This window comes from Candidatus Pantoea symbiotica (assembly GCF_056491525.1).
In genome coordinates, this window is the sequence record NZ_JBSZHR010000002.1 from 2,985,070 (window position 1) to 3,006,034 (window position 20,965).

The following is a 20,965-nucleotide window of genomic DNA, read 5'->3' on the forward strand; positions in this document are numbered from 1 at the left end:
ATGCCTATGACAAATACACCATTGTGCTTCGCCATGCCAATACATTCTGCTGATAGTTAGTTTAGCCGAAATACACTACATCAACCGGACTTTGTCATTACCTGGTGTGCACCGCGTTAAAAAAGCGCCAGAAAACGGGCTTCTGGCGCTTATCACAATGCGAAGTTTTATACGTTACAGTCGGTTACTGACCCATTCCTGCACGCCAGCTAGCGCGCCAGCCAGCGCCTGCGGATTTGTACCGCCGGCCTGAGCCATATCTGGGCGACCACCGCCTTTACCGCCAACCTGAGAGGCAAGTTCGCCAATCAGCTCGCCAGCTTTTACGCGGTCAGTAAGATCTTTGGTCACACCAGCAATCAGTGAAACTTTGCCATCATCTACCGTTGCCAGCACGATGATGGCAGACGTTAATTGGTTTTTCAGGTCGTCGACCATGGTACGCAACATTTTCGGCTCAACGTTGCTCAGTTCACTGACCAGCAACTTCGTGCCTTTAACGTCAACCGCTTTGCTACTCAATGAAGCGCTTTCCTGCGCAGCTTGCTGATCGCGCAGTTGTTGCAACTCTTTTTCCAGCGCACGGACGTGATCAACCAGGCCGCGCACCTTCTCATTCAGATTACTGCCATTGGCTTTCACCAATTGCGCCACATCCAGCAGCTGTTGGCTCTGCGCATTCACTTGTGCCAACGCACCTTCGCCGGTTACGGCTTCAATGCGACGTACACCTGCAGCAGTACCCGATTCAGACTGAATGCGGAACAGACCAATATCACCGGTACGCAGCGCGTGGATACCACCACAGAGTTCGGTAGAGAAATCGCCCATGGTCAGCACACGTACGCGCTGATCGTATTTCTCGCCAAACAGCGCCATTGCGCCCTTCTGTTTTGCGTCATCGAGATCCATGATTTCGGTCTCAACGGCAAGGTTGCGGCGAATCTGTGCGTTAACAATATCCTCAACCTGACGGATTTCCTGCGGCTTCATGGCTTCAAAATGAGAGAAGTCGAAACGCAGATACTTATCGTTAACCAGCGAGCCTTTCTGTCCTACGTGATCACCCAACACCTGACGCAGTGCTGCATGCAGCAAGTGCGTGGCGGAGTGATTCAGACGGATGCGCGCGCGGCGAGTTTCATCAACCTGGGCATGCAAACGGTCGCCAACGCGTAACTGGCCGCTGCTCAGCTTACCGATATGACCAATCGCTTTACCATACTTCTGCGTGTCCTGAACGCTAAATTCAGCATTCTGCCCAGCCAACACGCCAGTATCGCCAACCTGTCCACCTGACTCGCCGTAGAACGGCGTTTCGTCAAGCACGACCACCGCGTCCTGACCTGCACTGATCTGCTCAACTTGCTGACCGTCGACGAACAGTGCTTCGACTGTCGCATTCAGTTCCAGATGGTCATAGCCTTTGAAGTCGGTTGCGGCATCGATGCGAATGACATTGTTATAGTCGGCACCAAAACCACTGGCTTCACGCGCACGCTGACGTTGCTGCTCCATCGCGGCTTCAAAACCGGCTTCATCAATCTTCAGATTGCGCTCACGGCACACGTCAGCGGTCAAATCCGCCGGGAAACCAAAGGTATCGTACAGACGGAACACCGTTTCGCCATCAAGCGTATCGCCCTGCAGCTTCGCCAGTTCCTCATCCAGCAGCGCAAGTCCACGCTCCAGCGTTTTAGCAAACTGCTCTTCTTCGTTCTTCAGCGCGTTTTCAACATGCTTCTGCTGACGCTTCAGATCTTCACCTGCGGCACCCATCACCTCGATCAGTGGCGCAACCAGCTTGTAGAAGAATGCTTCTTTCGCACCCAGCATATTGCCGTGACGCACTGCGCGACGAATGATGCGACGCAATACATAGCCACGGTTTTCGTTCGATGGGATCACGCCATCGGCGATCAGGAAGGCACAAGAGCGAATATGGTCGGCGATAACGCGCAGCGACTTGTTATCCAGATCGGTTGCGCCAGTTACCTGTGCAACCGACTTGATCAGTTTGGCAAACAGATCGATTTCATAGTTGGAGTTAACGTGCTGCAGAACGGCAGCAATACGCTCCAGACCCATACCGGTATCCACTGACGGTTTCGGCAGCGGCTCCATGGTGCCGTCGGCCTGACGGTTGAACTGCATGAAGACGATGTTCCAGATCTCGATGTAACGATCGCCATCTTCTTCCGGGCTGCCCGGCGGGCCACCCCAGATATGATCGCCGTGATCGAAGAAAATTTCGGTGCATGGACCGCAAGGACCGGTGTCGCCCATCTGCCAGAAGTTATCTGAAGCATAAGCGCTGCCTTTGTTGTCACCGATACGGATAATGCGCTCGCGCGGCACACCAATATCGTTAGCCCAGATTTCGAAGGCTTCATCGTCTGTTTCATAGACGGTCACCCACAGGCGCTCTTTAGGCAGCTTAAACCACTGCTCACCCGTCAGCAGTTCCCATGCATAAGCGATCGCTTCTTTTTTGAAGTAATCACCAAAGCTGAAGTTGCCCAACATTTCAAAGAAGGTGTGATGACGTGCCGTGTAGCCCACGTTTTCGAGGTCGTTATGCTTACCGCCGGCACGCACACAACGCTGAGACGTCGTTGCACGCGCATAGTCGCGCTTATCCTGACCGAGGAAAACGTCTTTAAACTGGACCATCCCGGCATTGGTAAACAGCAAAGTCGGGTCGTTGTTCGGTACGAGGGAGCTGCTGGCTACAACCTGATGTCCCTTGCTATGAAAAAAGTCGAGAAACGCTTGACGGATCTCAGCAGTGCTCTTGCTCATAAAATTCCTGGAATCACGCTAACGAACGTTCCCTTTCGCTGGCAAACCCTATCCATCCGGCCTGCCGCTGACTGAGGAACAAAAAGTGGGAATAAGATAAATTTTCTTCAGTGGGAAGTAAAATCACATCGCCTTTCAGTCGTCACTATTTCTGAAAACAGCCTGAATATCTTCCATCATAAAGCCTTTCGACATCAAAAAACGCTGAACCTTGCTTTTCTCGGCCCAGGTTTGCGGTAAGGGTTCGCCAAATTTGCGTTTGGCAAGGTCGGCTGCGCACTGGCTCCAGTCCACTTCGGTATCGAACAGCGCCTGATTTATCTCATCGCGGCCAATGCCTTTTTGCTGCAACTCCATACGCACGCGCTGCGGACCATATCCCTTACGCGCACGGCTTTGAATAAAGCGTTCGGTAAAGCGCTCATCGTTGAGCCAACCGCTCTCCTGACACCAGTCGAGCACTTTTTCCAGTAACTCGTCGGGAATCGGCGTGTTTTCCTGCTGCTGCAGGTAGGCCGCGCGTTGGGATGAGAGCTGCAACTTACGCTTCAGCTCTGCGCGGCTGTGATCGCGCTGCGAAAGGATACGCATAGCACGGTCCAGCAAACGGGAATATGTTGGCACAGGTGCCGCAGATGGTGACGATGACATAGGATCAACCTTGTTCTAACAGTCGTGCAGGGACGCAGGGTAAAGCAAGAAGGCAGAGAGGAAAAGCGCTGGCGGGGAAAAGCAAAAACGGGAGCATCTCTGCTCCCGTTAATATTTTAGAAATCTTCGTTGGTTTCGCTGGCTTCTTCGCGATCATCAGCGGAGATTTTCGCTGTATCAGCAGCGGCGACTTCACCACTTAACAGCAAGTCACGCAGCTTCTTGTCGATCTCATTCGCAATCGCCGGGTTCTCTTTGAGGAAGTTGGTGGAGTTAGCTTTACCCTGACCAATCTTCTCACCGTTGTAGCTGTACCACGCACCGGCTTTCTCAACCAGCTTATGCTTCACGCCAAGATCCACCAGCTCGCCAAAGGTGTTGATACCTTCGCCGTACATGATTTGGAATTCAGCCTGCTTAAACGGTGCCGCAATTTTGTTCTTCACGACTTTCACGCGGGTTTCGCTACCGACCACTTCGTCGCCCTCTTTAATCGCACCGATACGGCGGATATCCAGACGAACAGAAGCGTAGAATTTCAGCGCGTTACCGCCGGTTGTGGTTTCCGGGTTACCGAACATCACACCAATCTTCATACGAATCTGGTTGATGAAGATCAGCAGCGTGTTGGACTGCTTCAGGTTACCAGCTAGCTTACGCATTGCCTGGCTCATCATACGAGCGGCCAGACCCATGTGTGAATCGCCGATCTCGCCTTCGATTTCCGCTTTCGGCGTCAGCGCCGCCACGGAGTCGACGATAATGACGTCAACCGCGCCTGAACGCGCCAGCGCATCACAAATTTCCAGTGCTTGCTCACCGGTATCCGGCTGTGAACACAGCAGGTTATCGATATCAACGCCCAGTTTTTTTGCGTATACCGGATCCAGTGCGTGCTCGGCATCGATAAAGGCACAGGTTTTACCTTTACGCTGTGCAGAAGCAATAACCTGCAGCGTCAGCGTGGTTTTACCCGAAGACTCCGGTCCATAAATCTCAACGATACGTCCCATCGGCAAGCCACCCGCGCCCAGCGCGATATCCAGTGACAGTGAGCCGGTAGAGATGGTTTCGACATCCATTGAGCGGTCTTCACCCAAGCGCATGATGGAGCCTTTACCAAATTGCTTCTCAATCTGGCCCAGTGCGGCAGCTAAAGCCTTCTGTTTGTTCTCGTCGATCGCCATTTCCACTCCTAATCATGCTGGGTGAGTCGACATCAAGTATGTCGCTCGTTCTGTTGGCGCTAATTATACTGTATGGTCATACAGTATCAAGTTTAATTTATCAGAAATTCATCAAGCAGCGTTTGCAGCGCCCAGGCCACTGATTGACGACGCACCGCATCACGGTCGCCAGCAAAGATCTGGCGCTGCGCTAATACGCGCCCCTCTGGTCCCGCAATCGCAAACCACACGGTGCCCACCGGTTTATCGGGCGTACCACCCTCCGGACCGGCAATACCGCTTACCGCGATGGCGTATTCCGCCGCCGCTGCTTTTGCCGCACCGGTCGCCATCTCACGCACCGTCTGTTCACTTACGGCGCCATGCTGCTGTAGCGTTGTGTCCTGTACACCCACCATCTGCTGCTTAGCGTCATTGCTGTAAGTGACGAAACCGCGCTCAAACCAGGCGGAGCTGCCGCTGATATCGGTAAAGACTTTCGCAATCCAGCCACCGGTGCAGGATTCCGCTGCGGTCACCGTTGCCTGACGTTTCTTCAGCTGCTCGCCAATGCGGCGACTTAGCTGCTGTAACTGTTCATCGTTCATCGCCTTCTCCCGTTGTGGCGCTTCACGTTAGCAGTAAATGGTGCGCTGAAAAGCCCTTTTCAACCTTCAGCCATCATTTCTGCGTAGTGGCTTCCAGATACCTCAACCTGTTTTCACTGCAACCATAAACAGACGCGGGAAGGCTAACAAAACCTGGCCGTTACTGCGTGCGGGGTAAGCCGGAATGAGTGCCTGATGATAATCATGGAGAAATGCTGCCTGCTGGGTTTCATCAAGCCCCGCAAGGAAAGGACGCAGCCCGGTGGCACGCAACCAGGTAATGATGCCCTGCGCATCTGCCATCGGGTGATAATAAGTGGTGCGCCAGATATCAACTTTGCAACCTGCGTCCGTCAACAAGTCGTAGTAGTGATCGGTAGTCAGCAGACGTTTGCGATCCGCCGCCTGTGGTGAAATCAGCGTCTGCCATTTTTCATTCGCCGCCACTTCACGCATCAAGCGGTGCGACGGTTCTTCAAGGTTATCGGGCATCTGAATCGCTAACGCGCCATCGATGGCCAATTGATCAACCAGATGTGGCAGCAATGTGTGATGCTCGGTCAACCACTGCAGCGAGGCATTGGCATAGATGACCTGCTGCGGCTGTTCGGCCTGCCAGAGGCGAATATCAGCCTGTTGAAAGAGGCAGGCGGGAAGACGTTCACGCGCCTGTTCTAACATTGCGGCAGAGCTATCAATGCCGGTTATCTGCGCCTCCGGCCAGGCTTGTGCCAGTAGCTCGGTACTGTTGGCGGGTCCGCAACCAAGATCAGTGGCAAAGCGCACATCATCGTGCGGAATGCGTTCTAACAGCTCGCGCGCTGGGCGGGTTCGCTCGGATTCGAATTGGCGATACAGCTGTGGATTCCAGTCTTGCATGGCAATGCTCCTGTCTTGGCTGAGGGGCTAAACACTACCTGCTTTTCTCGCCTTAATAGAAAGAGAAAAGTGCGATATCTCACCTTTTTATCCTCGCTAACTGGTTAGCCTGCGCAGATAGCATTAAGTTAAAACGATGTTTCATTTTCTAACTAAGGAGCTTGTTATGTCTGCACAACCCGCATTGCCCGGCGTATGGTGTCCGTCAGTAACGCCCTTTGACAGCAACAATAATCTGGATATTGATGCGCTTGGCCGTCATTTTTCACGCCTAAATCAATCAGGTATTGATACCTTGCTGTTGATGGGCAGCATTGGCGAATTTGCCTCGCTCTCGCAGCAGGAGCGCCTGTTACTGATTCGCGAGGCGCGCCAACTCTCGCCACTGACCATGGTGGCAAACGTCTCCAGCACCTGTATTGCGGACATGCTGCAACTGGCGGATGCGGCCTGGCAGAACGGATTTGATGCTGTGATGGTGCTGCCTCCTTACTATTACGGGCAGACACACAAACAGCTGCTGAGCTATTTCAAAGCGCTGGATACACAGCTGGGCGGCAAATGGTTCGCCTACAATTTCCCCGCGCGTACCGGCTGCGATTTAACGCCTGCGCTGGTCGCAGAACTGGCGGCAGAGTTACCCAACTTTATTGGCATCAAAGACACCATGGATTGCTTGTCGCACAACCGCGCAATGATTGAAGAAACCAAGAAAGTGCGCAGCGATTTCACCGTGCTTTCCGGTTATGACGAATATCTGCTGCCCAATCTGCTGGCTGGCGGTTCAGGTGTGATTTCCGGCTTAAACAATATTGTGCCGGAGCTGTTTGCCCGTGCGATGCAGGCCTGGCGGGCGGGCGATTTAGCGCAGCTCAGTGAGATCCAGCAACGCATTGGTAAGTTGATGGCGATTTACACCATTGGTGATGATTTTGTTACCACCATAAAAACGGCCGTTGCACGCCGATTTGATTCAATGCGCAGCTACTCGCGCAATTATGGTGGCGAGCTAACAGCGGAACAGTGCGAAGAAGTGGATCGTTTGCTGAGTTGAAACAAGCAGGACGGCGCCGAGCCGTCCAGTGATTAGTTCTTTTTGACGAACTCAGATTTGAGTTTCATCTGACCAAAGCCATCAATCTTGCAATCAATGTTGTGATCGCCTTCGACCAGGCGAATGCTTTTGACTTTGGTACCAATTTTCAGCGTGGAAGAGCTGCCTTTAACCTTGAGATCTTTAACGACAGTTACGCTGTCGCCATCCGCTAGCAGGTTGCCGTTGGCATCGCGCACCACCAAGCCGTCAACTGCATCATCGGCGCTTGCCGTCCAGATGTGGCCGCAAGATGGGCAATTCAGGTTCTCGCCATCTTGCCAGGTGTAATCGGCCTGGCATACAGGACAGGCAGGTAAGGTACTCATAAGCGCTCCTCAGAAGTCGGATGCGGTGAAGATGGCACCGCAAAAGGGGCGCCATCTTATACCCTCACACTTTATATGGACAGCATTAAAACATGCCGCCCTGACGTGCTTTAGCCACGGCTTCACCCAACTGCCACACCGCCATTGCATAGTGGGTGCTGTGGTTGTAGCGCGTAATGGCGTAGAAGTTGGGCAGGCCGTACCAATATTGATAACTGGTGCCGAGATCCAAACGCAGCAAGCTTACCTGAGAGTTACCATCCAGCGATCCCTGTGGCGTTAAACCACTCGCGGCTAAGGTGCTTACCGGGTACTTGGTTTTAAAGCCATTCTCCAACGCTGGAGCCTGACCGCTGGCTGGCACTGCAACGTTTTCGCCCGCACGCCAGCCGTGTTCTTTGAAGTAGTTGGCTACGCTGCCAATTGCATCAACCGGATCCCAAAGGTTGATATGACCATCGCCATTAAAATCGACCGCGTATTGTTTATATGAGGATGGCATGAACTGTCCATAACCCATCGCACCGGCAAAGGAGCCGCGCAGATCCAGCGGATCGTCTTGCTCTGTACGCGCCATCAGCAGGAAGGTCTCCAGCTCACCGCTGAAGTAAGCTGCGCGACGCGGATAGCTAAATGACAAGGTTGCCAGCGCATCCAGCAAGCGCGTTTTGCCCATTACCCTGCCCCAGCGCGTTTCGACGCCGATAATGCCGACAATGATTTCCGGCGGCACACCGTAAACTTGCTGCGCACGCTGCAGCGCATCCTGATACTGATTCCAGAATGCCACGCCATTCTGCACGTTATCCGGCGTAATGAACTTATTGCGATAGCGAATCCACGCACCGTTTGGTCCGGTTGGCGGCGTGTAGCTCGGCGCTTGCTGGTCCATCAGGCGCAGTACGTAATCCAGACGCTTCGCCTGGCCAATCACCGCGTGCAACTGCTCACGGTTAAAACCGTGTTTGGCCACCATTTGATCGATGAACTGTTCAGCGGCAGGGTTACCCGCAAAATCGCCAAACATCGGTTGAACCGCGTGTGAAGGTTCCAGCAAAAAACCGCCTTTAGGTGCAGGCACAACGGCGGGCTGCTGGTGGGATGCAGGCTTACTGCTGCAGGCAGCAAGCAGAGTAATAAGCGGAAGAAGAGCAACCTTAAAACGCATTGGATATCCATAAGCCAGGTGAAACCGGAAGCACTCATGGTAATCGTTCATCGGAGTGACATACAGAGCAATATCTTAAAATTTAACCGTTTCTCGCCAGTTTCAGCCGGTTACAACGTGAATTTGCGAAACGGCTCCACACTTTACCTTTTTCATTAAATTTTGCTTTTTACCGTTTGCAGCAATTTGTTATGGTCGGCAGCCATAAAGCCCTGCTGGCGGATGAAGGTCCGGTGGCAAAAATGGTAATATCCCGCTTTCGTTATCCGTCCACACGATAACGACACTTCCGGGCTGCATTGACCCAGCCTCAGGTAATTAAAAGAATGAACGTTGAGTGAGAATGAGATGAAAGGAGCAGAGCAAATGGACTTTAGTGGCCATACGCCGATGATGCAGCAATACCTGCGCCTGAAGGCCGATCATCCTGACATCCTGCTGTTTTACCGCATGGGCGACTTCTACGAGCTGTTTTACGATGACGCGAAACGCGCTTCACAGCTATTAGAGATCTCCCTGACCAAACGCGGCGCTTCTGCCGGTGAACCGATCCCTATGGCGGGCGTGCCTTACCATGCGGTTGAAGGCTATCTGGCGAAACTGGTCCAGCTCGGCGAATCGGTGGCGATCTGTGAACAGATTGGCGATCCGGCCTTGAGCAAAGGCCCGGTTGAGCGAAAAGTGGTGCGTATCGTTACACCCGGCACCATCAGCGATGAAGCCCTGCTGCAAGAGCGCCAGGATAACTTGCTCGCCGCTATCTTCCAGAGCCAACGTGGTTTTGGATATGCAACGCTGGACATCAGTTCTGGCCGCTTCCGCCTGAGTGAACCCGGCGATCTGGAGACGATGGCAGCAGAACTGCAGCGCACCAACCCGGCTGAACTGCTCTATCCTGAAGATTTCCAGGCAATGACGTTGATCGATCAACGCCGTGGCCTGCGTCGCCGTCCGCTATGGGAATATGAAATCGATACGGCGCGCCAGCAGCTGAACCTGCAATTTGGCACCCGCGACTTAAATGGTTTTGGTGTTGAGCAGGCGCATCTGGCACTGCGTGCAGCGGGATGCCTGCTGCAATATGTCAAAGATACACAGCGCACTTCGCTACCGCATATTCGCTCACTGAGCATGGAGCGCCAGCAGGATAGCGTGATCATGGATGCTGCTACGCGCCGCAACCTGGAAATTACGCAGAATCTGGCTGGCGGCATTGAAAACACGCTGGCGGCGATACTGGATAAAACCGTTACGCCTATGGGCAGCCGTATGCTGAAACGCTGGCTGCATATGCCGTTGCGTGATGTTACGACCATCGCGCGTCGTCAGGAGTCTATTGCCGAACTGCAATCGCTCAGTCAGGAGCTGCAGCCGGTACTGCGTCAGGTGGGCGATCTTGAGCGTATTCTGGCGCGACTGGCACTGCGCACCGCGCGCCCACGCGATTTGGCACGTATGCGCCATGCCTTCCAGCAGTTGCCAGAGTTGAACCAGCAGTTGGAAGGCGTTGAAGCTACCCAATTAATCAATCTGCGATCGCAAATGGGCGAATTCAACGAGCTACGAGAGTTGCTGGAACACGCAATTATTGAATCGCCGCCGGTGCTGGTACGTGACGGTGGTGTGATCGCTCCGGGATACAACGCTGAACTCGACGAATGGCGTGCGCTGGCTGATGGCGCCACCGATTATCTTGATCGTCTGGAAATCCGTGAACGCGAGAAACTCGGGCTGGATACGCTGAAGGTCGGCTTTAACGCGATTCACGGCTACTACATTCAGGTCAGTCGTGGTCAAAGCCATCTGGTGCCGATTCACTATGTTCGCCGCCAGACGCTGAAGAATGCTGAACGCTATATCATTCCTGAACTGAAAGAGTATGAAGACAAGGTTCTGACGTCGAAAGGTAAAGCGCTGGCGCTGGAGAAAGGTCTTTACGATGAGCTGTTTGACCGCCTGCTACCGCATCTTGAAGCCCTGCAAATCAGTGCGGCAGCACTCTCTGAACTGGACGTGTTAGCGAACCTGGCCGAACGCGCCTGGACGCTGAACTATTGCCGTCCTGTGCTGCAAGAAAAAGCGGGCATCCGTATTACTGCGGGCCGCCATCCGGTGGTCGAACAGGTATTAAAAGAGCCGTTTATCGCTAACCCGCTTTCACTTTCACCGCAGCGGCGCATGCTGATTATCACTGGCCCCAATATGGGCGGTAAAAGTACCTATATGCGTCAGACAGCGTTGATTGCATTGATGGCGTGGATTGGCAGCTATGTGCCAGCGGAAGAGACGGTCATCGGTCCAATCGATCGCATATTCACGCGCGTCGGTGCCGCTGATGATCTGGCTTCCGGACGCTCAACCTTTATGGTGGAGATGACGGAAACCGCCAACATCCTGCATAACGCCACCGAAAACAGCCTGGTACTGATGGATGAGATCGGGCGCGGCACATCAACTTACGACGGTTTATCGCTGGCATGGGCCTGCGCTGAAAGTCTGGCGAATCGCATTAAAGCCATGACGCTGTTCGCCACCCACTATTTCGAGCTGACCACGCTGCCGGAAAAAATGGAAGGCGTGGTGAATGTGCATTTGGATGCGGTCGAACACGGCGACACCATCGCCTTTATGCACAGCGTGCAGGATGGCGCTGCGAGCAAGAGCTATGGTCTCGCGGTGGCGGCACTGGCGGGCGTGCCGAAGGACGTGATTAAGCGCGCGCGTAATAAGCTGAAGGAGCTGGAAGCGTTATCTGGCAGCTCTGCCGCATCCACGGTGGAAGGTTCGCAAATGCAGTTGCTGGTGGCGGAAACCTCACCGGCGGTTGATGCCCTCGAGGCTCTGGACCCAGATAGCTTAACGCCTAAACAAGCGCTGGAGTGGATCTATCGCTTGAAAACGCTGGTGTAGTTAATCGCCCGCTCAGAAACTACGTTCTGTGCGGGCGATTTTTCTGTATTACAATTCCCTGGTGTTAAGCAATATCAGCAGGCTAATCACAATAAAATCGCCCAGCTTTAAATCACGCTATATCCCCCATCGATCACTAAATTCTCACCATTGACCATGGCCGTTTCATTGCTGCTGAGATAAAGCACCGTGCTCGCGACTTCGTCAGGCGTGGCAAAACGTCGTGCAGGGATTTTCGATTTCATCTGCTCGGCTCGCTCCCCATGCCAGTAACGCTTACCTAATTCCGTCTCAACCACCGTAGGTGAAATGGCATTGGCGGTAATGCCAAACGGCCCCAATTCTGCTGCCAACACGCGCGTAAAAGAAACCATGCCTGATTTGCTGGTGCAGTATGCCGCGTGCTCATTGAGCGCAATGACGCTGGCCTGTGAGGCGATATTAATCAAACGGCCAAAACCTTGTTCCTTCATATAACGGGCACAATGCTGAGCAAGGAAGAATGGTGCGGTCATGTTAATCGACATCGTGGTATTCCAACTGGCGAGTTGCACTTCGCCGACGGCTTCCAGCATGCCAATGCCGGCGTTATTGACCAGAATGTCGATACGGCCAAAATCCTGATGGATTTGCTCTACCAGCTCGCCAAGCGCCTCGACGTTAGCCAGGTCGAAAACGTAACCTCGCGCAGGATTGTCCATCTTGTTGGCAACCGATTTGACCTCTTCTGCGCGATCAACCATCGCGACTTGCGCGCCCGCAGCACTTAAACAGCGAGCAATAGCGTAGCCAATTCCCGATGCGGCGCCGGTGACAATGGCGACCTTATTTTGCAGTGAAAATAGTGTTGTCATGTTGCTATCCTTTTCATTGAGGGTATTTATTCTGATTCGGTAGCGGTTATCTTTAATGCCGCGTTACGCTCTATCTTTGGTTGGGGATTGCGTATAAAGAATGTCATCACGCCGCCGGCAAAATAGAGCAAAGAGAAAGTGATAATCACGTGCTTTATTTCAAATGACAGACCGAACATCAGTGCGGCAACCGCCGGGCCAATAAGATTTCCGAAACCACCTCCCAGATTTTGTACCGAGACAGCCGCGCCTTTATGTTGCGGCGCCAGCATCGGGAATATCGCTCCCATTGGCACAAAGGATGTGAGTGTTAAAGCTAATAACAGCGCGCAGACGATGGCCAACGCCAGATTGCCAGGGAAAAGCGAGGGTAAATAATAGAAAGCGGCAGTGGTAATCGTGCATCCGAAGAAACCAAACCAGCGCATTTGAAAAATCCAGCCAATGCGATCGCCAATAATGCCCCAAAGTACATTGGTTATCGGTTGCACGAGGAAAAATACGCCCCAGATAGTCGCCCATTCTTTAGTAGAAAAACCTAATTCACGGGTAAAATAAATCGGCATAAAGACCGGTAAGCCAAATAATGCCACATTACATAGGATGCGCGTTATCAACGCAAAGAACATACTGCGATCTTCAAAGATCAAGGTTATTCCGCGCGATATTTCACGTAACTTTTCTTTGCGACTGACGCCTTCACTATTTAGATTTTCTTCACTCTGATTTTTAACCGTAAGGAATATAATCACGCCGCCCACCGCAGCAAACAAAAGTGATAGCCAAAGCGTATTAATGAAGCCAATCTCCGGAACCAGAAGGCCGGAAAGGAAGGAAGCCGTAATGCCATAACCAATGGTAAACATCGACCATATCCAGCCGGTAGCAGAGGCAAGTCGATGCTCAGGCGTGCGCTGCACCACTAATACGTAGAAGCCATAAAAGAACAGCGGATAAGCGAAGCCACGCAGCGTATAACTGACCAGCATCCAGATAAAGTTATTTTCACTCACGCCAAAGTAAACAAATACGGCATGTAGCACCATCCACCAAATAGCGCCGGTGAGCATGATTTTCTTAGGACCATAAATTTCACTGACCGCACCAGAAAGCCAACTTGAGACCGCAGCAGTTAATGCATAAACGGTGAAAACTAATGAAACCTGTTTTTCTCCATAGCCGAGATCGTAGAGATATCGTGAAAGATGAGCCAGTTCAATGCCATCGCCGGTCATAAAGATGGCCATCGCAATATATCCCCATAGCAGAGATATTGGCATACCGAACACAACTCTGGAGTATGGTGAATTTGTACTACTGCTTTGCACACTCATTGTTCTTCTCACTCCCTTTTAATTATTCATTACCTGAATATCCTGGTGATACAGCGAGCAAGAAAATGGCATAGCATCGAGCTAAAAACTTTTACGGGAGTGACACAGAGAAAGGAACAATGGCAATATTGCAAAGAAAGTCGTGCGTAGCATTACATTTTATTAAATGAGAGCAAGATAAAAAGCGCATTTATTAGATGTTTAATTAACATCTACTAAGTTTAATTTACGTTTATCTTTATATTACGTAGGAAAGGGATTACGTGATGGCGTTAAAATTTTTCATAATGAGATAACAGAATCAGTGTCTTTATTTTTATCCAATAAAAAAGCGGTGGTTTTCACCACCGCTTCTTGTGTTACCCAAGTATTCTGTTATTCGCGAAACAGTGCTTCGATGTTCAAACCTTGCGTCTGCAGAATCTCACGCAGACGACGCAGTCCTTCCACCTGGATCTGACGTACGCGTTCACGGGTTAACCCGATTTCACGACCTACATCTTCCAGCGTTGCCGCTTCATAGCCTAACAGGCCGAAACGACGTGCCAGCACTTCACGCTGCTTGGCATTCAGTTCAAACAACCACTTAACGATGCTCTGTTTCATATCATCGTCTTGCGTAGTGTCTTCCGGACCGTTGTCTTTCTCATCGGCCAGGATATCCAGCAGCGCTTTTTCGGAATCGCCACCCAAAGGTGTGTCGACCGAGGTAATGCGCTCATTGAGACGCAGCATACGGCTCACGTCATCAACAGGCTTGTCTAGCTGCTCGGCAATCTCTTCGGCACTTGGCTCATGATCGAGCTTGTGCGAAAGTTCACGCGCGGTACGCAGGTAAACATTCAACTCTTTAACGATGTGGATGGGCAGACGGATGGTACGGGTTTGATTCATGATCGCCCGTTCAATTGTCTGACGAATCCACCACGTGGCGTAAGTTGAGAAACGGAACCCACGTTCTGGGTCAAACTTCTCTACGGCGCGAATCAAGCCGAGATTACCCTCTTCAATCAGATCCAGCAGCGCCAGACCACGATTGCTATAACGACGGGCAATCTTTACTACCAAGCGTAAGTTACTTTCAATCATGCGGCGACGAGAAGGAATATCACCCCGCAGTGCACGGCGCGCAAAGAAGACTTCTTCTTCTGCCGTCAGCAGCGGTGAATAACCAATCTCGCCGAGGTAAAGCTGCGTCGCATCCAAAACGCGTTGCGTCGCACCCTGTGACAACAGCTCTTCTTCCGCTACGTCGTTGTTATCACCAGGTTCGTTCTCAACGAGAGCCTTCTCATCAAAAACCTCAGCTCCGTTGTTTTCCTCGAATTCCGCATCTTCATGTAAATCGTTAACTTTCAGCGTATTCTGGTTCATTAGCGGCTCCTACCCGTGATCCAAGGGCAGAACCAAGGTTCTGCCGGATTATCGCTGCGGTAAATAACGCAACGGGTTTACGGATTTCCCCTTGTAACGAATTTCAAAGTGCAATCGTACTGAACTGGTACCGGTGCTACCCATGGTAGCGATTTTTTGCCCCGCCTTAACTTCCTGTTGTTCCCGGACCAGCATAGAGTCGTTGTGGGCGTAGGCGCTCAGGTAGTCATCATTGTGTTTGATGATGATTAAATTACCGTACCCACGGAGCGCGTTGCCTGCGTACACCACTCTTCCCGAAGCTGTGGCGACAACAGGTTGTCCACGCGAACCGGCGATATCGACCCCTTTGTTTCCGCCTTCCGCAGCGGAGAAGTTATCGATGATCTTCCCATCAGTCGGCCAACGCCAGCTTCCCACTGGAGTTGTGCTGTTAGTCGTGCTGCTGACTGTAGGTGGTGCGACAACCGGAGCTGTGGTCGTTGCCACATTATTTGCTCCTTTCGACGGCAGCAATTTGCTACCCGACGAATTACCCGAATCATCAGAATACGTAATAACAGGTTGCTGTGCAACAGGGGTGGATTTAATTTGCGTCTGGCTCGGGGTAACTGGCACGCCGCCCTGAGTTGCATCAGCTACGGTGATAGCGTTTCCACCGGTGATGGTTTGGCCATTGCCGTTGCCCACCTGCAGCGTTTGCCCGGCATTCAAGCCATACGGGGCTGCGATGTTGTTGCGCTGTGCCAAATCGCGAAAATCGTTGCCGGTAATCCAGGCAATATAGAACAAGGTATCGCCACGTTTTACGGTATAGGTTTCGCCGCCGTAGCTACCTTTAGGAATATTCCCATAATTGCGATTGTACACAATGCGACCATTTTCTGTGGCCACATTATTATTGTCACTTACCATTCCACCTGACGGTTGCGCCGATGGTGTGCCGCCGCTTAACATTCCGCCATGCGGCATCGCTGGCACAGTGCTGTTTTGCGAAGAGATCATGCCGCCACTTGGGGCTGAAGCCATACCGCTATCGCCGCTGTTACCACCAATCTGGCTAATAGGTGCCTGTGTATTATCGCCAGAACTACAGCCCGCCAGCCAAAAACCTACCAAAGAAAGTGCCGCCAAACGGCGTAATTGAAATGCTGTGCTTCCCATGCTCACTGATCCCCCGTGATGGCAACCCTGAATATAAATGTGTAACGGCGTTAACCGCATTATCCACTGCGCGTAACGTTAAAAACGGTTTTTAGCATTGATAAACAAGGATAGTAACAATATCAACTGTGCCGTGCCATGTAACAGTTGTGAAGAATTGCGTAAGGGTGACTTAGGCCAGATCGCCCTGAACCAACGGCACAAAGCGCACAGGCTCGATGATTTCTTCAATCAATTCATCGCCCTGACGACGCAAACGCTTCAACACCTGCTGATCCTCGCCAACCGGCAGCACCATTTTGCCGCCGTCACCTAATTGCGCTATCAGCAAAGTCGGAATTTCAGGCGGCGCGGCGGTCACGATAATGGCATCAAACGGGCCACGCGTCGCCCAGCCCTGCCAGCCATCGCCATGTCGGGTGGAAATATTGTGCAGATCGAGTTGCTTGAGGCGGCGCTTAGCCTGCCACTGCAAGCCCTTGATGCGTTCAACGGAATAAACATGATTAACCAGATGCGCCAGAATAGCGGTCTGATAGCCAGAACCGGTGCCGATTTCCAGCACGCGCGATTCCGGCGTCAGCTCTAACAAGGCGGTCATGCGCGCTACCATGTAAGGCTGAGAGATGGTCTGGCCGTTGCCAATTGGCAGCGCGACGTTTTCCCAGGCTTTATGTTCAAACGCCTCATCGATAAAACGCTCGCGCGGCACATCAGCAATGGCTTTCAGCAGGTGTTCATCATGAATGCCCTGCGCGCGCAGTTGCTCTAAAAGCGTTTCGATGCGGCGATTCACCATGCGAGTTTTACCTCTGTCTGGATCAGCCAGTCACTTAATACCTCTTGTGCTGCATGCGCGGTCAAGTCCACATGCAGCGCGGTCAGCGAAACATAGCCCGCATCCACCGCAGCGAAATCGGTATCCGGGCCTGCATCCAGCTTTTGCCCCGGCGGGCCAATCCAATAGAGCGGCTGGCCGCGCGGATCTTCGGTGCAGATAACCTGATCGGCGGGATGACGGCTGCCGCAGCGGGTAACGCGGAAACCTTTGATCTCCGCTAACGGTAAATCAGGCACATTGATATTGAGAATGCGGCCAGTACGCAGCGGAGCACGCGACAGCGCGCGTAACAGCGTACAGGTGATGGATGCGGCGGTGTCGTAATGCTGATGTCCGTTGAGCGAAACGGCAAGCGCAGGCAAGCCCAGATGGCGCCCTTCCATCGCCGCAGCGACGGTACCGGAGTAAATCACATCGTCGCCAAGATTTGGACCGGCATTGATGCCGGACACCACGATGTCGGGACGCGGCTGCATCAGCTTGTTAACGCCGAGGAACACGCAGTCAGTTGGCGTGCCCATCTGCACCGCGATATCACCGTTTTCGTGCGTAAAGGTACGCAGCGGCGTTTCCAGCGTTAACGAGTTTGATGCGCCGCTACGATTGCGATCGGGCGCGACAACCTGCACCTCGGCAAACTCACGTAAAGCACGCGCCAGCGTCTGAATACCCGGCGCATGAATTCCATCATCGTTACTCAGCAATATCCGCATCGTTACCTTCTTGTTGGAGAAGCTCACGCACCACGCTGGTGGCAAAGCTGCCGGCGGGCAGCCAGAACTGCATCTCCAGCGTCACATCATCCCACCATTCCCAGCGCAGATCCTTTGGCACCACCAGCATTGCACGGCGTGCGGCATCAACGCGCTCGCGCTCAAGCAGTGTAATCAATTCTTCTGCGCCTGCCAGGCTCTGCTGCTCAAAAAGCAGCGCATCGCCTTGTGGACCCGGATCGCCGCGCCCCGGCAGCGGCGCAGTAATACGCAGCTGATGATTATCAACGCGCTGCTGTACGTCAGACAACTCTTCCGCCTGCGCCACAAACCAGCTGCCGCGACCGGCCAGCTGCACCGCATCGCCTACCTGCACCACATCCAGAGCGCCATCACGCTGCAAACGCGCGCTGGTCACCTGATTAAACAGATGACTTCGGGTCGCTGACAACAGCAAACCTTTCATATTGCGATCGCGCGGACGGAATGTCTCCTTCGCCCACTGTTTCGCCTGCGTCAGGTTGTTCCCGCCGCGACCAAAGCGCTGCTCACCAAAATAGTTCGGCACGCCGCGCTGTTGAATCAGCTGCAAACGTGCGTCGACTTCACGGCGATCGGAAATCTGACGCAGCACTAAGCGGAACGCATTGCCCGCCAGCGCGCCGGTACGCAGTTTACGCTTGTGGCGAATTACCTGCAGGATCTCAACGCCTTCCAGCTGGAATCCCGCCAGATTCGGCATGCCATTGCCGGGCACGCGGAAACAGAGCGTTTGCTCGGTGACTGCATGACGATCTTTCATGCCGGCATAGCTGAGATCGCGCACCGGCACGCCGAGAAACTTGGCGATGGCTTCGGCGACAAAGCGCGTATTGCAGCCAATTTTACGGATGCGCACCAGCAACTGCTCGCCTTCGCCATCGTAGGGGTAGCCGAGATCTTCAATCACCACAAAATCTTCGGGATTGGCTTTGATGACGCCGGTGGCAGTGGGCACGCCGTGCAGGTAATGCAGCTCACTCATGCCTGATCGGCCTTTATCAGCAACGCGACCGCTTCACAGGCAATTCCTTCGCCACGACCGGTAAAGCCAAGCTTTTCGGTGGTGGTGGCTTTGACGTTGACGTCGTCCATATGGCATCCGAGATCTTCGGCGATATTGACGCGCATCTGCGGCACATGCGGCAACATTTTCGGTGCCTGCGCAATGATGGTCACATCGACGTTACCGATGCGATAGCCTTTCAGCTGGATTCGACGCCAGGCTTCACGCAGCAAACCACGGCTGTCAGCGCCTTTAAACGCCGGATCGGTATCCGGGAATAACTTGCCGATATCGCCCATCGCTACCGCGCCGAGTAAGGCATCGGTCAACGCATGCAGCGCCACGTCACCATCAGAATGGGCAATAAAACCGTGTTCGAAGGGAATACGCACCCCGCCAATCACTAACGGACCTTCGCCGCCAAAAGCGTGAACGTCAAAACCGTGACCGATACGCATCATGCGCTCTCCTGTAACTGAATCTGGGTAAGATAGAAGGCCGCCAGCGCCAGATCTTCTGGCCGCGTCACCTTAATATTGTCGCTACGTCCGCTCACTAACGCCGGATGATAACCGCAATACTCCAGCGCCGACGCTTCATCGGTAATGGTAGCGCCTTCATGGAGTGCGCGCGTCAGGCAAGCAGTGAGCAGTTGATGCGGGAAAAATTGCGGTGTTAACGCGTGCCATAAATCCTCGCGTTCAACGGTGTGGGCAATGGCGGTTTTGCCGGGTTCGGCGCGCTTCATGGTGTCGCGCACCGGCGCGGCCAGAATCCCGCCAACCTTGCTGTATTCACGTACCGCTAACAGGCGCGCTAAATCGTCCGGATGCAGGCAAGGACGCGCGGCGTCATGCACCAGCACCCATTCGCTGTGTTGAATAGCATTTAAGCCCGCCAGCACCGATTCGGCTCGCGTGTCGCCACCGGTCACTCTGAGAATGCGGGAATCCTGCGCCAGCGGCAGTGAGTCGAACCAGCCATCGTCATTGCTGACCGGCACAATCACCTGTTTTACCGCAGGATGTGCCAGCAGACGTGCGACGCTGTGTTCAAGAAGGGTGAATTGACCAATGGTCAGATACTGTTTTGGGCAGGCAGCCTGCATACGGCTGCCCACACCTGCGGCGGGCACCACGGCAATCACATCCGCAAGGATCGGGCGCTTGTTCATGGCTTATCGTTGTTGATTTTGCGCAGCTTGTTGCGCGTTACGTTTGTTCTGGTCTGGCACCAGACGATAGAAAGTCTCACCGGGCTTAATCATGCCCAGTTCATTACGTGCGCGTTCTTCGATCGCTTCAGAGCCGCCATTGAGATCGTCAATTTCGGCGAATAGCTGATCGTTACGCGCTTTAAGCTTGGCGTTATTCGCCTGTTGTGACGCGACGTCTTCGTTGACGCGCGTATAGTCATGAATACCGTTCTTACCCAGCCACAGGGAATATTGAAGCCATCCCAGCAGCACGAGTAGCAGTAACGTCAGTTTTCCCATCCCCGCCCCCTGAAAAACGGCCCAATCATCCCATAACTTGACGCTGGACTCCACAGCGGCGGCGAAAATGCCGCGCACGGGCGTTTAGCCGGACAAATAATGCCAGAGTAGAAGGCGAGACGGCAGGTAAAGTTTTGTAACCTGCCGATGCGTTTGCACATCAGCTGGGCGTTACCAACCAGAGAGAAATGAGAACAGCAGCCAGAACAGGCATATCACCACCATCGCCGTGGCGATACCGCTCCAGAATAAGTGAGTGCGGATCATCAGGCTGAGCACGATGCCAATCAGCACCGAAACCGGCAGCAGCGCGAGGAAGAATGGCCAGGTGTAGAGGAAGAAGAACAGCGTGTTGGAGCCGTAGAGCATGAACGGAATCGCCAGCGCGCACCAGTACGAGAGAAAGCCAAACACGCCGCCCGGCAGTGACGAGCGAGGCTCATCCGGGGTGCGTTCATCTTTGCGGGCTAGCATGGGCGTTACGTTCTGCATAGAGGTCCTGTTGACGCTAAGCGCGGCAAACCCAGAGGGATTTGCCG

Annotated in this window: 20 protein-coding genes; 2 read left to right on the forward strand and 18 right to left on the reverse strand. The window is 53.2% G+C overall.

What is annotated here, in order from left to right:
• Positions 1-174 precede the first annotated feature (174 nt).
• The 5 genes from alaS to tam form a co-directional block, all read right to left on the reverse strand.
• The gene (gene alaS / locus ACXIZX_RS14510) at positions 175-2,802 is read right to left on the reverse strand and encodes an alanine--tRNA ligase (RefSeq protein WP_479404411.1); all 2,628 of its coding nucleotides are present in this window, start codon (positions 2,800-2,802) and stop codon (positions 175-177) included.
• A gap of 135 nt (positions 2,803-2,937) precedes the next feature.
• Entirely contained in the window at positions 2,938-3,393 is a 456-nt protein-coding gene (locus tag ACXIZX_RS14515; RefSeq protein ID WP_154155465.1) for a regulatory protein RecX, read from the reverse strand.
• A gap of 176 nt (positions 3,394-3,569) precedes the next feature.
• Positions 3,570-4,640 carry a recombinase RecA gene (gene recA, locus ACXIZX_RS14520; protein ID WP_008104515.1) on the reverse strand — a complete coding sequence of 357 codons (1,071 nt, stop codon included), beginning with the start codon at positions 4,638-4,640 and terminating at the stop codon, positions 3,570-3,572.
• A 92-nt stretch (positions 4,641-4,732) separates the two neighbouring features.
• Positions 4,733-5,227 (reverse strand): nicotinamide-nucleotide amidase, encoded by a 495-nt coding sequence (gene pncC / locus ACXIZX_RS14525; RefSeq protein ID WP_479404412.1) that lies wholly within the window; start codon positions 5,225-5,227, stop codon positions 4,733-4,735.
• Between the two features lie 102 nt (positions 5,228-5,329).
• Positions 5,330-6,106 (reverse strand): trans-aconitate 2-methyltransferase, encoded by a 777-nt coding sequence (gene tam, locus ACXIZX_RS14530; protein WP_479404413.1) that lies wholly within the window; start codon positions 6,104-6,106, stop codon positions 5,330-5,332.
• 166 nt (positions 6,107-6,272) lie between these two features.
• On the opposite strand from tam, the gene ACXIZX_RS14535 reads away from it, so the two are divergent.
• Entirely contained in the window at positions 6,273-7,160 is an 888-nt protein-coding gene (locus tag ACXIZX_RS14535; protein ID WP_479404414.1) for a dihydrodipicolinate synthase family protein, read from the forward strand.
• Between the two features lie 32 nt (positions 7,161-7,192).
• Here the strand turns inward: ACXIZX_RS14535 and ACXIZX_RS14540 are convergent, their stop codons facing one another.
• On the reverse strand, positions 7,193-7,528 hold the full coding sequence (locus ACXIZX_RS14540; protein ID WP_061719946.1) for a zinc ribbon domain-containing protein YjdM: 336 nt from the start codon (positions 7,526-7,528) through the stop codon (positions 7,193-7,195).
• An 85-nt stretch (positions 7,529-7,613) separates the two neighbouring features.
• On the reverse strand, positions 7,614-8,696 hold the full coding sequence (gene mltB / locus ACXIZX_RS14545) for a lytic murein transglycosylase B (protein WP_154192294.1): 1,083 nt from the start codon (positions 8,694-8,696) through the stop codon (positions 7,614-7,616).
• A gap of 366 nt (positions 8,697-9,062) precedes the next feature.
• On the opposite strand from mltB, the gene mutS reads away from it, so the two are divergent.
• Positions 9,063-11,606 (forward strand): DNA mismatch repair protein MutS, encoded by a 2,544-nt coding sequence (gene mutS / locus ACXIZX_RS14550; protein ID WP_479404415.1) that lies wholly within the window; start codon positions 9,063-9,065, stop codon positions 11,604-11,606.
• A 107-nt stretch (positions 11,607-11,713) separates the two neighbouring features.
• Here mutS and ACXIZX_RS14555 read toward each other — a convergent pair whose 3' ends face one another.
• The 11 genes from ACXIZX_RS14555 to ACXIZX_RS14605 form a co-directional block, all read right to left on the reverse strand.
• A complete protein-coding gene (locus ACXIZX_RS14555) occupies positions 11,714-12,460 on the reverse strand; it encodes a GolD/DthD family dehydrogenase (protein ID WP_479404416.1) in 747 nt (248 codons plus the stop codon).
• A 26-nt stretch (positions 12,461-12,486) separates the two neighbouring features.
• The gene (locus ACXIZX_RS14560) at positions 12,487-13,794 is read right to left on the reverse strand and encodes an MFS transporter (protein WP_479404417.1); all 1,308 of its coding nucleotides are present in this window, start codon (positions 13,792-13,794) and stop codon (positions 12,487-12,489) included.
• 375 nt (positions 13,795-14,169) lie between these two features.
• Positions 14,170-15,168, reverse strand: a complete 999-nt coding sequence (gene rpoS, locus ACXIZX_RS14565) for an RNA polymerase sigma factor RpoS (protein ID WP_007893257.1) — start codon at positions 15,166-15,168, stop codon at positions 14,170-14,172.
• 48 nt (positions 15,169-15,216) lie between these two features.
• On the reverse strand, positions 15,217-16,332 hold the full coding sequence (gene nlpD / locus ACXIZX_RS14570; RefSeq protein WP_277967169.1) for a murein hydrolase activator NlpD: 1,116 nt from the start codon (positions 16,330-16,332) through the stop codon (positions 15,217-15,219).
• Positions 16,333-16,504: 172 nt separating this feature from the next.
• Positions 16,505-17,131 (reverse strand): protein-L-isoaspartate(D-aspartate) O-methyltransferase, encoded by a 627-nt coding sequence (locus ACXIZX_RS14575; RefSeq protein ID WP_008104533.1) that lies wholly within the window; start codon positions 17,129-17,131, stop codon positions 16,505-16,507.
• The gene (gene surE, locus ACXIZX_RS14580; RefSeq protein ID WP_479404418.1) at positions 17,125-17,886 is read right to left on the reverse strand and encodes a 5'/3'-nucleotidase SurE; all 762 of its coding nucleotides are present in this window, start codon (positions 17,884-17,886) and stop codon (positions 17,125-17,127) included. The genes ACXIZX_RS14575 and surE overlap by 7 nt, the downstream gene beginning before the upstream one ends.
• Positions 17,867-18,910, reverse strand: coding sequence for a tRNA pseudouridine(13) synthase TruD (gene truD / locus ACXIZX_RS14585; protein ID WP_479404419.1), 1,044 nt, complete (start codon positions 18,908-18,910; stop codon positions 17,867-17,869). The genes surE and truD overlap by 20 nt, the downstream gene beginning before the upstream one ends.
• A complete protein-coding gene (ispF, locus tag ACXIZX_RS14590; RefSeq protein ID WP_061719965.1) occupies positions 18,907-19,389 on the reverse strand; it encodes a 2-C-methyl-D-erythritol 2,4-cyclodiphosphate synthase in 483 nt (160 codons plus the stop codon). The genes truD and ispF overlap by 4 nt, the downstream gene beginning before the upstream one ends.
• Positions 19,389-20,105, reverse strand: coding sequence for a 2-C-methyl-D-erythritol 4-phosphate cytidylyltransferase (gene ispD, locus ACXIZX_RS14595; RefSeq protein WP_061719932.1), 717 nt, complete (start codon positions 20,103-20,105; stop codon positions 19,389-19,391). The genes ispF and ispD overlap by 1 nt, the downstream gene beginning before the upstream one ends.
• 3 nt (positions 20,106-20,108) lie before the next feature.
• Entirely contained in the window at positions 20,109-20,426 is a 318-nt protein-coding gene (gene ftsB / locus ACXIZX_RS14600) for a cell division protein FtsB (RefSeq protein WP_007893240.1), read from the reverse strand.
• Between the two features lie 171 nt (positions 20,427-20,597).
• Positions 20,598-20,918 (reverse strand): DUF3561 family protein, encoded by a 321-nt coding sequence (locus ACXIZX_RS14605; RefSeq protein WP_008104547.1) that lies wholly within the window; start codon positions 20,916-20,918, stop codon positions 20,598-20,600.
• Between the last annotated feature and the right edge of the window lie 47 nt (positions 20,919-20,965).